Source organism: Sunxiuqinia elliptica (assembly GCF_900113005.1).
Classification (GTDB): Bacteria; Bacteroidota; Bacteroidia; order Bacteroidales; family Prolixibacteraceae; genus Sunxiuqinia; species Sunxiuqinia elliptica.
Window position 1 is genome coordinate 392055 of record NZ_FONW01000002.1, and the last position, 14397, is coordinate 406451.

Consider the following 14397-nt stretch of genomic DNA (forward strand, 5'->3'; position numbering starts at 1 on the left):
TATTAATCGATACGTTCGCAATAGGCTATTAAGGTTTTTAGTTCGTGGTTATCCAGTGTCTTTATTTTGGAGAGTTTATTGGCTGCCATAAATTTTCGAATTGTTTTTCTTTCTGATTTTGGGAAGATTTTGAGAAAGGTTTTCTTTCGATTGAAAGGATAGAGCTTTCCTTTTCGAATTAGATAGTTGTGCTTAATTTCTTCGGTGTAATAGTGTCCAATATTTTGACCTTCAGACTTGAAGTTTAAAAACTTTTTGGAAGAAACGTAACATTTTAGTTCTCCTTGAAAAATGGATTGAATAAACTGCTGTTCAATTTGTGGATAACTATTCTTTATCCAAAGAGTTTGGTCAATTCGAACCGAATCAAGGAGGTTTGAATTCAGCGAAATTTGATGAGGCTGTCCATTATAGTCTTTATAAAAAAGGATGAAGCTTTGTTTTTGCAAGTGATACTTTAGTCTTTGTTTCGGATAGGATTTTCCTTTGCTCCAAACGGTTCCTTTCAGCTCATCTTGCGATTGCCAAAAAGGATGGCTATTAATGGCACGAACTTCTTCAACATATTTTGCTCCATTGTAGAGTAACATATCTACCCCATAATGTTGATCGTACTTTGTTTGCAGTGAATCAATCCATGTTGATTGTGCTGCACTAATCAATACAGATCCCAAAATGAGAAAGAATAAGACAATAAGTTTTCGCATAGAACTGCTCCTTTTGGTTGCTTCTAGTCTTTTTTTTATGAAAAGTAAGAATGGTCAGAATTCGTTTCTACTACCCCCATATCAGAAACGAGCGTGAACCCGGTATTGTCCCCTCTAGATGCTTTTGACTCTCCTTCTGAACCAAAAATAAAGACTAAAAATAATGAAATTATTTGTAAGACAAGGATTTCGAATGGAAAATCAATAAGGACGAGCTGTTTTACTATAAATATATAACTAAAAAAAATCCCCAAGCTCTAATGAACTCGGGGACTTTGTATGCAATGAAATTGCCTAAACTTTTTTATTAATGATATAAAAAGCGTTTAATCTTTTGCGTTGGTGTTTTCTCAAAAGGAACAGGTTGCAAAACGACCATTTGAATACGCGAAAACTTGTTCACTTCTTCGTTCACCTTTTGTTGAATTTCTTCCAGGATCTCATCAACTCGGGAGTTAATTCGAAGAACCGCTTCATCACGAATTGATTTCATATTTTGAACGCGCGTTTCAATTTCTTCCATATTCAAATGAACCATGGCAACCAAGCGTCCTTTTTTCTCAACAACCAAGCTTTCCAGAACATATTCCATTCGGTTGATGAGTGATTCAATTTCTTCTGGATAAATATTTTCGCCACTGGCACCTACAATCATATTCTTGATTCGGCCTTTGATGTAGAGAAAACCATTTTTATCAAATTTTCCTAAGTCGCCGGTTCTGAACCAGCCATCTTCGGTAAATACATCTTTGGTAAGATCGGGCTCTTTGTAATAGCCTTTCATGATATTTTTACCTTGAGCCTGAATTTCGCCTTCCCCAGTGGCTGGGTCTGCACTGGCGATGCGCAGTTTTACGCCTTTCATCGGAATCCCGGTTGACAGGTAACGAACGTTTTTACCAACAGCACCAGCCAATAGTGGCGACGTTTCTGTTAGTCCATAGCCAATAGCCAGCGGAAATTTAGCATCCATAAGGAATCGCTCTACCTGGTTGTCCAGTTTAGCTCCGCCAATACCAAAGAATTTCAGTTGCCCCCCAAAAGTTTGGTATAACTTCTTGCCAGCAATGCGACTGAGCAATTTCTGGAACGGACGAATTTTATACAAGCTTCGGGTAATTGCCTTACTATTGATTTGAGGTAGAATTTTACCTTTATAAACCTTCTCAATAATTAGAGGAACAACCAACATAATGGTTGGCTTCACTGTTTGCAAAGCAGGTAGTAAAACCGATGCAATGGGCGGTTTTTTCAGGTAGTGAACCGAAGCCCCAAACATAATTGGAAGAATGAGTCCTAAGGTGTTTTCAAAGGTGTGCGATAGTGGCAACACCGATAAAAATCGGTCTTCTTCAATTATGTGTTGTAAGGTGCGACTTTGCTGGCCTGTCCAAATAATGTTTTGGTGGCTAAGCATAACCCCTTTGGATTTGCCAGTCGTGCCACTTGTGTAAATGATTGACAACAAGTCTTCTTTATCGACATCTTCATACTGAAAATCAGTAGTCGGAGTGGATTCAGCTTGTGGGTAATCTTCAGTGTTTTGCTCAGTCAGTGTTTCAATATGAAAGACTTTGACCATTGGATATTCCTCTGGCTCAACCTTACTAAGCAAATTTTCTGAAACAAAAATAGCTTCCGCTTCAGCATGTTGGATGATATTCCGAATTTCAGTTGGATGAAAGTCCGGTAAAATTGGAACTGCAACAGCACCAATTGATCCTATGGCAAAAAAGGTAACTCCCCAATTTGGCATGTTGGTGCTTAAAATAGCGACCTTGCTTCCTTTTCGAATTCCTTTATTTCTCAGCTGGGTTCCTAAGGCTTCGACCTCAGTTTGAAGTTGCCGATAAGTCATCATCTCTTCACCTACAAAACCAAGCGAACGACGATCGGCAAACTGCTTATAACTTGCCTGCAACATGGCAGGCATGGTCATCTTTTTTGATTCTTTCATTCTATAGTCCCCTCGCTTAACTCCCTTAAAATAAGAGAGAAAATAATTTTAAACAACAAAATTAATGAAATCTTTGAGATGTTATCATTTTTTAACATGTTTTAGTAATGTTCTCGAAGTCTGTTATCGCTTCGTTGCAGTATGTAATAAGCTCATTATTAGTGCGGAGTATGTTAAAATGAAGCACAGGCAACTTGAAGTTGAATTAAGGCAAAGGATTGTCTTACTTGTCCATAGAATTATGTAGCTTTGGTTTAGTGATGAAAAAAGAACAATTGATACAGGAAACAGCGGTATTTATCCGACAGCATTTTGAACAGGAAGGAAGTGGACACGATTGGTGGCATATTTACCGGGTATGGCAAATGGCTCGACAGATAGGGGAGAAAGAACAGGTTGATCCGTTTCGTGTTGAAATGGCAGCTTTACTGCATGATTTGGATGATTGGAAGTTTAGCGAATCACGGGAATCACGAGCAAAAAAGTGGCTGAGTTCAATTCAGGTTGCGGATGTGGATCTACAGGCGATCTTGCAGATTATTGATGAGGTTTCGTTTAAAGGATCTGGAGTAAAGACTAGGCCGACGTCTTTGGAGGGAATGGTGGTTCAGGATGCGGATCGCTTGGATGCTATCGGGGCAATTGGTATTGCACGAACATTTGCCTATGGCGGGAATAAAAACCGACTGATCTACGATCCGGAAGTAGCTCCGGAGCAACATGATTCATTTAAGGCTTATCAGCAATCAACGGCTCCTACAATTAATCATTTTTACGAGAAATTGCTTTTGCTGAAAGATCGGATGAATACAGAAACTGGGAAAAGGCTAGCGGAGGAAAGACATCAGTTTATGGAAGCTTTTTTAGAACAGTTTTTTAGGGAGTGGCAGCTGGAAGAAGAACAATCGACAACTTAAATCTGGACAATGGTTGTAGCCATAGTTGAGTTTATTACGAGTTGCATTTTTTACAAGTAAAAACATACATTCAAAATTTATGAAAATTTCACACATTGCTATCTGGACTTACAATTTGGAAGGCATGCGGAATTTTTACATCCATTATTTCGATGCCAGTTCCGGGGAAGCTTATTATAATCATTCCCGCGATTTTAAGTCATACTTCTTGACTTTTGGAGGCGATTGCTCAATTGAATTGATGCAGATGCCAGGAATTCCAAAAACGAAGGACAGTTCGCGCAAGCAATTCACTGGTTTAATTCATTTTGCCATTGAGGTTGGATCAAAACAAAAGGTGGATGAGCTAACGGAGAAGCTTAGAAGAGATGGTTTCTCAGTAGTTGGAGAACCACGGACTACGGGCGATGGCTTCTATGAGTCCACCATTCTCGATCCCGAAGGTAACCGGGTTGAAATCGTCGCTTGAAATAGGATCTAACCTAATAATTATGAAAAGAACCAACCAGCTTTTGGGCCTGGCAGTCGTTGGGCTTAGTTTCGGAGCCTGTCAGCCAGAAACTCCCCAAGAGTTACCCAATATATTATGGCTTACCAGTGAAGACAACAGCCCTTTTGCGGGATGTTATGGCGACAGTCTGGCAACAACTCCGAACCTTGATCAACTGGCTTCTTCCGGCTTTTTATATACCCATGCTTATGCAAACGCACCGGTTTGTGCTCCAGCTCGAAATACCATTATCACGGGTGTTTATGCCAATTCCGGTGGGCATCAGCACATGAGGAGCTATTATCCCAAGTCGGATCAAGTTCGGTTTTTCCCTCAGTTTTTGAGAGAGAAGGGCTATTACTGCACCAACAATCACAAGCAGGATTATAACATGGCTGCCAATCAAATTAAGGGTGTATGGGATGAAAGTAGCCGAGAGGCACACTATAAGAATCGGCAAGCAGGTCAGCCGTTTTTTGCCATCTTCAATACCGGAATCAGCCATGAAAGCAGTATTCATACTTCAATTCCAACCGAAGAATTGAAGCATGATCCTCAGCAAATGCAATTGCCCCCTTACCATCCTGACACGCCGGAGATGCGACATGATTGGGCGCAATACTACGATAAGATTCAAGCTATGGATGCCTGGGTTGGTGAGAAACTGAGAGAGCTGGACGAAGCTGGTTTGGCCGAGAACACCATCGTTTTTTATTATGGTGATCATGGTGGGGTGTTGGCTCGAAGCAAGCGCTTCGTCTATGAATCAGGAACCCATGTGCCCTTTATTATTCGCATTCCCCAAAAGTTTAAGCACCTGTTTCCTGCAGCGAAGCCCGGCGATAAAGTCGATCGCTTGATTAGTTTTGTGGACTTGGCGCCAACCATACTTAGCTTGGCTGATATTAAAGTGCCTGATTATATGCAGGGGAAAGCTTTCTTGGGAAAACAGCGGACTGCTGATCCCGAATACGCTTACATGTTTCGGGGAAGAATGGATGAACGTTATGATATGAGTCGGGCAGTGCGCGATGAACGATTTCGCTACATCCGAAATTACATGCCTTACCGGATTTATGGGCAGCACATTAATTACTTGTGGAAAGCACTTTCCATGCAGTCGTGGGAGCAAGCTTACCTCGAGGGGCGTTGTAATCCGGCTCAGTCTGCATTTTGGCAAACCAAGCCAGCAGAAGAGCTTTATGATACTTCTGTCGACCCTTGGGAAGTAAATAATCTGGCCCAAGATCAGTCTTATCAGGAGGTGCTATTGCGTATGCGAAAGGCTTCCAGTGATTGGAGTAACCGTATTCTGGATACTGGTTTTATTCCTGAAGGCATTCATTATGATCTAGGAAGAGAGCAGGCCATTTACGATTGGATGAGGCAGGGGAATCTTGATTTGCCTGAGATTATTGAACTTGCGGATAAGGCTAGTTTAGGTTTGGAGGCTAACCGAGATGAGTTCGTTAAATTACTTCAGCATGAAAGTGAGTTGATTCGTTATTGGGCAACTACTGGTTTGTTAATTTTGGGAGAAGACGCCCAGCCAGCTCGGAACGATTTGACTATAGCTCTTCAGGACTCATCAAGCTGTGTGGCTCTTGTTGCAGCCGAAGCTGTCTACTATTTAGGGAGCGAGCAGCAGGCATTAACTGTTATGTTGAAGGCATTGGAAGATCCTAATCCCTATATTCGGACGCAGGCGCTTAACATCTTGGATTATACCAACGAATTCTCTCCAGAAATTCAGCAGGCATTGTTTGCTATGGTGAAACGCTTTGAAAAAATTCAAACCTCGGATCGTTACGACTTGAGAGTTGTCCATTGGCTTTTGGACAAGCACGGAGTTGACAAGAGCTTATTAAAATTAAATGCTGCGATATAGAAGTAAATTAGAATAACGGACAAGGGAGCTTATCTGAAAGATGATAAGCTCCCTTGTTTGTATCTGGCAATATTTTTTTACTTAAGCCATTTCTGCAAAATATTTGTAGAAGCGAGGAATGGTCCGTATGCCTTTATAGAATTGTTCCAGTGGGAAGTTTTCATTAGGCGAGTGGATGGCATCCGATTCCAACCCAAAACCAAGTAAGATGGATTTGATGCCCAGGATTTCTTCGAAGGTTGAAATAATGGGGATTGAACCACCGCTTCGGTTTGGAACGGGACGACGGCCAAATACATCAACACAGGCTTGCTCGGCAGCACGATATGCTGGCAAATCAATTGGGCAAACATAGGCTTGTCCCCCGTGCAGCGGGCTTACTTCTACTTTTACTGTATTAGGAGCAATGCTTTCGAAGTGTTGTTTAAACAGCTCGGCAATTTTCTCATGGTCTTGGTTGGGAACCAGCCTGCTGCTAATTTTTGCATAAGCTTTGGATGGCAGTACCGTTTTTGCGCCTTCTCCGGTATAGCCTCCCCAAATTCCGCATACATCAAATGAAGGCCGAATGCCGGTTCGTTCATTGGTAGCAAAACCACTTTCTCCGGCAACTTCTTCAATATCCAATGCTTTTTTATAGTCTTCAAGCTGGAAAGGAATTTCAGCCATGAGCTCGCGTTCTTCTTTCGAAACTTCTAAAACATCGTCATAAAAACCTGGAATTGTGATGTGCCCGTTTTCATCAGTCATTTGAGCAATCATTTTTGATAGCACGTTAATGGGGTTGGCCACAGCTCCACCAAACATGCCGGAGTGCAAGTCGCGATTAGGACCGGTTACTTCAACCTGCCAATAGGCTAATCCTCGTAGTCCTGTAGTAATGGTTGGTGTTTCGGGATTAATCATGGTGGTGTCCGAAACCAAAATAACATCGGCTTTCAGCATGTCTTTGTGCTCTTCACACCATTGGCCAAGGTTGGGCGAGCCAATTTCTTCTTCTCCTTCAATCATGAATTTTACGTTGCAGGGAAGGGTATTGGTTTTCACCATCAATTCGAATGCTTTGGCATGCATCATTCCTTGCCCTTTATCATCATCGGCACCACGGGCAAATATTTTGCCATCGCGAACTTCTGGTTCAAATGGAGCTGATTCCCAAAGTTCAAGAGGTTCAACCGGCATAACATCCATATGGCTGTACACCAGTACGGTTGGTTTGGATGGATCGATAATTTTCTCAGCATAAGTTACTGGGTTGCCAGCTGTTTCAAAAACTTCAGCTTTATCGGCACCTGAGCTTAGTAATAGTTCCTTCCAATACTCAGCAGCTTTATACATGTCGGGTTTGTGTGCTGAAACTGAGCTAATCGAAGGAATGCGGATAAGACCAAAAAGTTCGTTTAGGAACCGGTCTTTATTTTCTTCCAAATAGTTTTCAATAATCGTCATATCGTTTTGTTTTAATTTCAATTCAAGATGGCTAAAAATAGGTCTTTTCGTTGATCCAGACTATGAATTTATCCCATTTTAACAGAATACCTGCAGTTCGAAGTCATGGTTTTCAGGTTTCTGTTGTTTCAGGTTGCGGGGCGTTGGAAGATAGAAGTTTGAAATAGTTTGAGGTTGTGCGGTGTTCAAAGCCCGAAGTTCCAGAATCTTGGTTCCTGGCTCTTGATTCTAACTTTTAAGTTTGAAGGGGGTCCAATCTCGACTTTCCAATTTCTAATTTTGAAGTTGTCTGAAAATCTGATGTCTTATCTAACTTTCTGTATTAACTAGCCCTTTAAAATTTGTCATTCTTAAACTTCATTGCCTGTTTTTTGTGGGAGCAGGTTGGCCAACTCAAGCATCTGGGCAGTGACATCGGCAATATTATAAAGAAGCGTGAATTGTTGTCGGGTTACACCTTGTTCCGAACTTAGTATGCGTTTGCGAATGGCCTGAAGCAGGTTAACCACATGCTTATGCTCTTCGGTGTTTGGTGTCAGTTGTGACGGTTCTGCTTTTTGCAAGGTTTGCAAGGTTTCTTTGGCAAGATCAAGCAATGCCTGATTGGTGCTTACTTGTTGTTGCCGATGTGCTCCTAAAGCCGACAAATAGGACAACAAAGCATGGTTGAGGTAGGTGAGAGCAAAGGCTTGTTTCCGGAATTGTTGATGTTGGCGGGGCTCAACTTGCATATCTTGCCAGGCCAAAACCAAGGCATTATCAGCTCGGTGGGCTTCGCGACGAGCAATGCGGTATTGCAGATCATCTGCAGTTGAGCCTTGCGCATATTCGGTGACAATGGCTTGAAAGTAAGCGGTGTTCTTGGTCAGTGCTTTTGCCAGTAAGCCGGGTAGTCTTTTGTGTTGCCAGTCGGGCCACATTAAACGAACCGTAAGAATAGCTAAGGCCGAACCAATAAGGGTGTCAATTACCCGAGGAAGCATCAGGGCAACACCTTTGTTGGCAATCAGGTTGAATGCGCTGAGTACAAATATGGTGATGAAAATGACCGAAACAGCATATTTCTTACGGAGCCATAAAAAGAAAGCAAAGGCCGCCGCCAGCAGTAACAGCAGTTGTCCCGGAACTGTTGGAAGGATTTGGACAATGAGCACTCCGCCGACTACGCCACTTAGGGTTCCCAGAATCCGTTGAAACAAGCGGCGGCGTGTTTCGCTGTAGCTGGGCTGACAAACAAACAAGCTGGTAAGAATGATCCATTCCCCTTTCACCACCTCAAAGCTTTCGGAAATCGTAAAGCCAATAAGAAAGCAAAGGCTTAAGCGGATGGCATGGCGAAAACGTGGATGATTCCAATTGAGTTGATCTTTTAGTCGCTGGATTAGGTTTCGTTCATCTTTTTCGAGCCTTGGCGCCAGATTACGTTGCAAGTCTTCGCGTAAGTTGAGTAATGAACGATGCGAACGGGTCAGGTTGGTGACCAGCAGAGCCAAGGGCTGGCTTTCATCGGTTTTACTTTTAGCAAGCTGGTCGTTTAAGACGTTGACAGTCCAACCTAAGGAAACCGGGTGGCGATAAGGAACTCCGGTTAATAGGCTGTTGGCAAATTGTTTGGTTGCCATAGCTAACTGTTGCAAAGTTTGTCCAATTCCTTCAAGCAATTCCAGGTTTGCCGGGTCACTGCTTAATAAGTCATACCGTTCATGGCTGGATGCTGCCCGTTCGTGCAAGCTTTGCAGCAACATAAAATAGCGGAGATAAGGCTTTAGTGGGGTATCATCCTTGAGAGAATCGCCATAACTATTGAGCACTTCTTTGATGCGGTCCAATGCACCAACCAACTGTACATTTTGGATGGCCAGTTGGTTGCGGATTTTTTCTTGCAATTTTTCATCGCTTGGAAACAGGCTGGCTTTTACATTCAAATAATCAGAAAGTGCTATAAATCCACGGGCAAGCTGTTCTTCTAGAAGTCGGTAAGGGTGAAGAAAAAGTAAGGCCAGGGACAGCAACCCGTAAAAAAGAGCTCCTCCCGACAAAAGAATTGGTTGCCAATACCAAGCTGGACTGATCTCTGTTCCGAGCATGGCATAAATACCCACCAATAGAGCACCAAAGGTGACGCCACGGTATCGCTCACTTAAGCCTCCAATTAACAAGAAAACAATGGTGGAAATGGCTAGTCCTACTCCCAGAAGAATCGGATACGGGCGAAGCAATTCTACTGCCAGACTCGAAATTCCGAAGCTGATAACCTTTAGCGCAAGCGACTTAATTCGTCCTTTGGGATGATCATCGGTTTCCGAAAGTGCTCCGGCTAAGGCTCCCAAGGCGAGGGTGACAGCCATAAACGACTGCCCAGCCCAAACAAAGGGAATCGCAAGCAGCGCAATTGCGAGCGTGGCTTTACTTGCCATTAGTAAATCCGGATTGGCCCAAAACTTTCTACGTACGGGTTCAAACCAGGCTTGTTGTCCTAGGAACCGCATTAATTTGCCAGTCGTCTGTTGATTTTCTTTGATCATCTTCCCTGCATTTCATTCTGTTTGGAACAACAAAAGTAGCAAATAGTTGGGCATTGCTTAAAAACAAAAAAACATCAACCTAAACGATTGATGTCTTCACTATGAGAATGAAAAGTGGTTTAGAGTGAAAATTTTAGCCAAGAGCTATTTTCCTGGTAATCTTCAACCACTAAATCTTGTGTTTGCAATTTGAAATTACTCATGGTTTGCTGAATTTCTTGGTGTAACATATTCAAACCACCCTCAATTAAATCAGCCCGGAAACCTTCATCGGCCAGTTGGTGTACCATGTCCATCGAGATCACCCGTCCTAAAACTTGTCCCAGCTCGACCAGCTTACGTTGTGGTAATTGAAGGTTCAGTTCAAAATTGAAAAGCTCTTTCAACTGGTCAGCCGAACGGTGAGTTAATTCATGAGTCTTTAAAAACTGGAAGAGGTTCTTTTCTTTCAGTTTACGCATTTGCTTTACAATTCCCTCAGATATTTGAGCATATAGAATATCGTTTGATCCCTCAAAAATCTGGAACGGACGGCTGTCCACAATGCTGCGCCCACCAATATGGCTTAGCTTATACGCTTTGGCTCCAACCAATTGTGTTAATGATTGAGCTGCCTGTTGCATCAGGTCGGTAACGACTGATTTTACCGCATTGGCTTCAATTCCGATTCCTGTCAGATCATTCTCTACGCCAGCTTTTTTTGCACTGTTTGAACACATGGCCGAGCAAATGGTAAATGAAGCTTGTAGTTTGGATAAACGCTCCTGAACCTGATCGTAATTGAACAGGCTCTTCCCGCCAACCAGTCGCTGTTTACAGTGGGTAATTGCTTCGTCCATGAGGCGTTGTAAAAATCCCATTCCCATACCCGGGAACTGCATGCGCGAACGGTGGAGCAAATCAAGCATCATTTTCACACCTGTTGAATGCGGTTTAAGCTTGTGAGTCTTCGGAATTTTTACATCGATGTGATTTCTTCCGTAAGGAATTTGATACAAGCCGAGGTTATCAAAGAATTCCTCGACTTTAATTCCTTGATCCGGTTGCGTAACATCACAAATAAAGAAGTCGATGTCGCGCTGCAAATCTGCTTGATTTCTTTTACGAGCAGTCAACAACCAGAAATCAGCCCATCCGGTTAAGCCAGCCCAATGCTTTTTCCCCTTCAACCAAAAATGCTCTTCTTCTTCGGTAAATGAGGTCTGCATATTTAAAGCATCACTACCATAATCTGGTTCAGTGATCATTAAGCCTCCCATATTCTTATGCTGAAGGAATCGCTTAAAAACCTGTTGTTTGGCTTTTTCTTGGCCATATTTGCCAACTGGCTGTAAAAATAAGGCCGAGTTGATTCCAAAAGTTAAGGATAGTGCCAGCGATTCGTAAGAGGCTGCTTCCAATAAAGCGATGTTTTCGTGCATGAGTGCGCCACGACCACCATAAGCTTTGGGAATGCCAATCGACAAAGGATTGCATTCCATGATTTCGCGTAAAACAAACGGGGGAAGCCCTCGTTGTTGACTGTATTTGTTGTTATCACCCCGTTGGTGATAAACTTGTTTCATTTTTTCTTTTAGTTTCCCTAAGAAGTGTTGGATTGATTCTTGGTTAGTTGTTTGGGTTTCGTTAGAGGCGTTTGTCATCTCAATAGTCTCATTCATACTTTTTTTATTTGTTATAAAGGGCAAAATCGGCCCCGTAAAAACTGAAAACAGCTTGTTGCTCAGATTGTTCTTTGTCTGTGAAATTTAGAATGATGCTTATTATGTATTATAGATATGAAAGGAGAGAGTAGCGTGAGGAGTTTAAGGTGAGTACTAGACAGCATTTTTTTAGGTATATTATCCCTGCTGGACTTTTTGAATCAAACGTGAGGTGATGAGAACACCGGATTCATAGGCTTTATCCCACTGGCTGGCTCTTGGACCTGCAACATTGAGCACCCTAACCTGGTGGGTTTCCAGAAAACGGAACAAATCTTCGAGAGTATTTTCAATAAAAAAAGGAGATACCTGAAATAGGAAAACAGGATGATGATTTGATTTAGCAATGGAGTAGGTGAGCAAGCTGCCTCCTGTTAGCTTGTGGTTATACAGGATGAGCGTTGCATTGGCGCTTTCAATATTCTGACGGGTACGATCGTCATAATAAAGGCTGTGAGTTTCCTGCAAAGGATAGCGTGCCGGAATCGGGCCATCTTCAGCTCTTCGTCCTGCAGGGCACCAGCCTCCACAGTCAAATTTCAGATTCAGGCAAGCATCCAAAGCACCGCGATCGACACCGGTTTGGCCTCCGCTAATTATTTTCTGAAGAATCATCTTCTAAAATAAACAATTGTGGAAAAACAGAATGTTGTTTAGGCTTATTTTAAACCGGCTTTTGTTTGAAATATTCAATCGAGCCATCTTGCGCTTTGTTGCTGACTTTTTCAATTAGAGCTAACCGTTCAGTATCTGATAATTTGACAAATGATTTGGCTAAGTCAATCTTTTCTCGAATGTAGCTTGCTTTCTCCGCCCCGGTTATCAAGGAGCTCACCGGAAGTGACCAAACAAAGTGTAAAGCTTCTTTAATGCTCAGGTAATTGGGAATTAACGGATCATCCGTTTTCCAGTTAGCACGTTCTTTTGTTGCAAAGAATCGACCATCGGCCAAGGTTTTCATGGCAAGTACGCCAATATTATTTTCAAGTAGCAGGGGCATTACTTCCTGGGTAAAGCTGAAATAAGATTGGTCAAGCAAATTGACTGGCATTTGAACGGTGTCAAACGGATTGTTTTCTTGAGTTTGTTCGAGCATGCGCCGATGGGCAAATGGATTTTGATGACCGGTAAAACCGATGTGCCGCACTTGGCCTTTTTCTTTGGCTTTTATTAGAACTTCTAACACGCCATTGCTTAATCGCTCATCAGCATCAGCTGGTGTTGTTAGTGAATGCATCTGCCACAGATCAAGGTAGTCGGTATTCAGTCTGCGTAGCGAATCTTCAAGATGCTGTTGTGCCTCTTTTGCAGTTCGTGCCAAGGTTTTGGTCATTAAAAATACAAGATCCCGGTATTTTGGCATAAGGTATTTTCCATAACGTTTTTCGCTGGTCCCCGGCCCATATTGCTCGGCCGTATCAAAGAAGCGAACGCCTCCTTCCAGCGCCGTTTCAATAACCTCTTGGGCATCTCGCTCACTGGTCCAACCAATATGGTATCCTCCAACTCCAAGCATGGTGACTTGCTGTCCTGTTTTTCCTAACAGTCGTGTTGGAAGAATCTCACCCAAGCGGTCTTGTGCAGCTGATTGTCCATGTAAAAGGGAGGGAACAGAAATAGCCGCGGTCATCGCAGCCATGGTCTTTAGAAAGTCTCGTCTGTCAGTCATGATTTAGTTTTTTTATTCATTGACAAATGGCAAGGTGTTTTTGTTCAGATGATTAGAGCTGTGTGGCAAAATAGAGTCGTTCCGTTTTTGATTCAAATTTTGATGAATGAAAGCGCTTGGATAATTTTCTTGCTTTTCAGCCGTTAAAATTCGAACTTTAAGCTTCTCTAAAATGTGTAAACAAATAACTAAAACCAAGCTTAAGGGTGATATATGATGAACCTGCGACTAAAATTACTTGCACTAACCTTTTTATCGATTATTTCTGTTTCGGCTCAAGATGATTTTATATCCTTATTTAATGGGAAGAATTTGGATGGTTGGGTTGAAAAGAAGGCTCATCGTGACCGCTATTACCATTTCTTTCGGGTCATTGATGGGACGATCATGGCCAATTCTTTGAATAATCCGGAACATGATTATGCCTGGTTATATTCAGAAAAAGAATACAGCGATTTTGAATTGAAGTTTAAGTTCCGGGCATTTAAAACCAGCACCGGAAATAGCGGTGTTCAGGTGCGGTCCCGTTATGATGATGAGGCTTATTGGATGAATGGGCCTCAAATTGATATTCATCCTCCAGGTCCTTGGCGTACGGGGATGATTTGGGATGAAACAAAAGGGAACCAGCGTTGGATTTTTCCCAATATTCCTAAAAATGCCTGGGTGAATGAGTCGATGCAACGCAAGAAATTGATGTTTTACTATGCCGAGGAAACCAACCAGTGGAATGTGATGCGGATTCGATGTGTGGGAACCTCTATTGAAGCTTGGCTCAATGGAATGAAAATTACAAACTACGAAGGAGCTGGCGTGTTGAATGACGAAACACATCGTAGTCTTGGCGTTGGCATGAAAGGGCACATTGCTTTCCAAATTCATGAAAAAGATGCACTGATTCTCCAGCTAAAAGAGATTTTCATTAAAGAGTTGTAAGCGTTTGGGACAGACTTTTTTGTGGATTATCGAGCTAACAGTTCAATAGCTTTAATCAAGCGTGTTTTTGGCTAGCTAGAAAGTTTGTAATCTTTCTAGCTAGTTGATTGCCCGCCTTTTTTGAGTGATGTCGTGTGAGCTATTCTGAAAAGGAAA

11 protein-coding genes are annotated in these 14397 nt (G+C 42.4%); 4 read left to right on the forward strand and 7 right to left on the reverse strand.

What is annotated here, in order from left to right; all coding sequences use genetic code 11:
* Positions 1-2: 2 nt before the first annotated feature.
* Both BM156_RS06345 and BM156_RS06350 read right to left on the reverse strand, forming a co-directional pair.
* A complete protein-coding gene (locus tag BM156_RS06345; protein ID WP_093918997.1) occupies positions 3-707 on the reverse strand; it encodes a hypothetical protein in 705 nt (234 codons plus the stop codon).
* 307 nt (positions 708-1014) lie between these two features.
* Entirely contained in the window at positions 1015-2664 is a 1650-nt protein-coding gene (locus BM156_RS06350) for an AMP-binding protein (RefSeq protein WP_093918998.1), read from the reverse strand.
* Positions 2665-2924: 260 nt separating this feature from the next.
* Between BM156_RS06350 and BM156_RS06355 the strand changes: the two genes are divergently transcribed.
* From BM156_RS06355 to BM156_RS06365, 3 genes are all read left to right on the forward strand, one after another.
* The gene (locus tag BM156_RS06355) at positions 2925-3581 is read left to right on the forward strand and encodes an HD domain-containing protein (RefSeq protein ID WP_093918999.1); all 657 of its coding nucleotides are present in this window, start codon (positions 2925-2927) and stop codon (positions 3579-3581) included.
* 79 nt (positions 3582-3660) lie between these two features.
* Positions 3661-4050, forward strand: coding sequence for a VOC family protein (locus tag BM156_RS06360; protein WP_093919000.1), 390 nt, complete (start codon positions 3661-3663; stop codon positions 4048-4050).
* 22 nt (positions 4051-4072) lie between these two features.
* Positions 4073-5959 (forward strand): sulfatase-like hydrolase/transferase, encoded by a 1887-nt coding sequence (locus BM156_RS06365; RefSeq protein WP_093919001.1) that lies wholly within the window; start codon positions 4073-4075, stop codon positions 5957-5959.
* An 81-nt stretch (positions 5960-6040) separates the two neighbouring features.
* Here the strand turns inward: BM156_RS06365 and BM156_RS06370 are convergent, their stop codons facing one another.
* From BM156_RS06370 to BM156_RS06390, 5 genes are all read right to left on the reverse strand, one after another.
* On the reverse strand, positions 6041-7408 hold the full coding sequence (locus BM156_RS06370) for a dipeptidase (protein ID WP_093919002.1): 1368 nt from the start codon (positions 7406-7408) through the stop codon (positions 6041-6043).
* A gap of 350 nt (positions 7409-7758) precedes the next feature.
* Positions 7759-9933 carry a YccS family putative transporter gene (gene yccS, locus BM156_RS06375; protein ID WP_244525715.1) on the reverse strand — a complete coding sequence of 725 codons (2175 nt, stop codon included), beginning with the start codon at positions 9931-9933 and terminating at the stop codon, positions 7759-7761.
* A 119-nt stretch (positions 9934-10052) separates the two neighbouring features.
* Complete coding sequence (locus BM156_RS06380) at positions 10053-11594, reverse strand: acyl-CoA dehydrogenase family protein (RefSeq protein WP_093919003.1); 1542 nt, start codon at positions 11592-11594, stop codon at positions 10053-10055.
* 180 nt (positions 11595-11774) lie between these two features.
* The gene (locus BM156_RS06385; protein WP_212733437.1) at positions 11775-12251 is read right to left on the reverse strand and encodes a putative molybdenum carrier protein; all 477 of its coding nucleotides are present in this window, start codon (positions 12249-12251) and stop codon (positions 11775-11777) included.
* A 49-nt stretch (positions 12252-12300) separates the two neighbouring features.
* A complete protein-coding gene (locus BM156_RS06390; RefSeq protein WP_093919004.1) occupies positions 12301-13305 on the reverse strand; it encodes an aldo/keto reductase in 1005 nt (334 codons plus the stop codon).
* Between the two features lie 213 nt (positions 13306-13518).
* Between BM156_RS06390 and BM156_RS06395 the strand changes: the two genes are divergently transcribed.
* The gene (locus BM156_RS06395; protein WP_093919005.1) at positions 13519-14241 is read left to right on the forward strand and encodes a 3-keto-disaccharide hydrolase; all 723 of its coding nucleotides are present in this window, start codon (positions 13519-13521) and stop codon (positions 14239-14241) included.
* Positions 14242-14397: the final 156 nt, after the last annotated feature.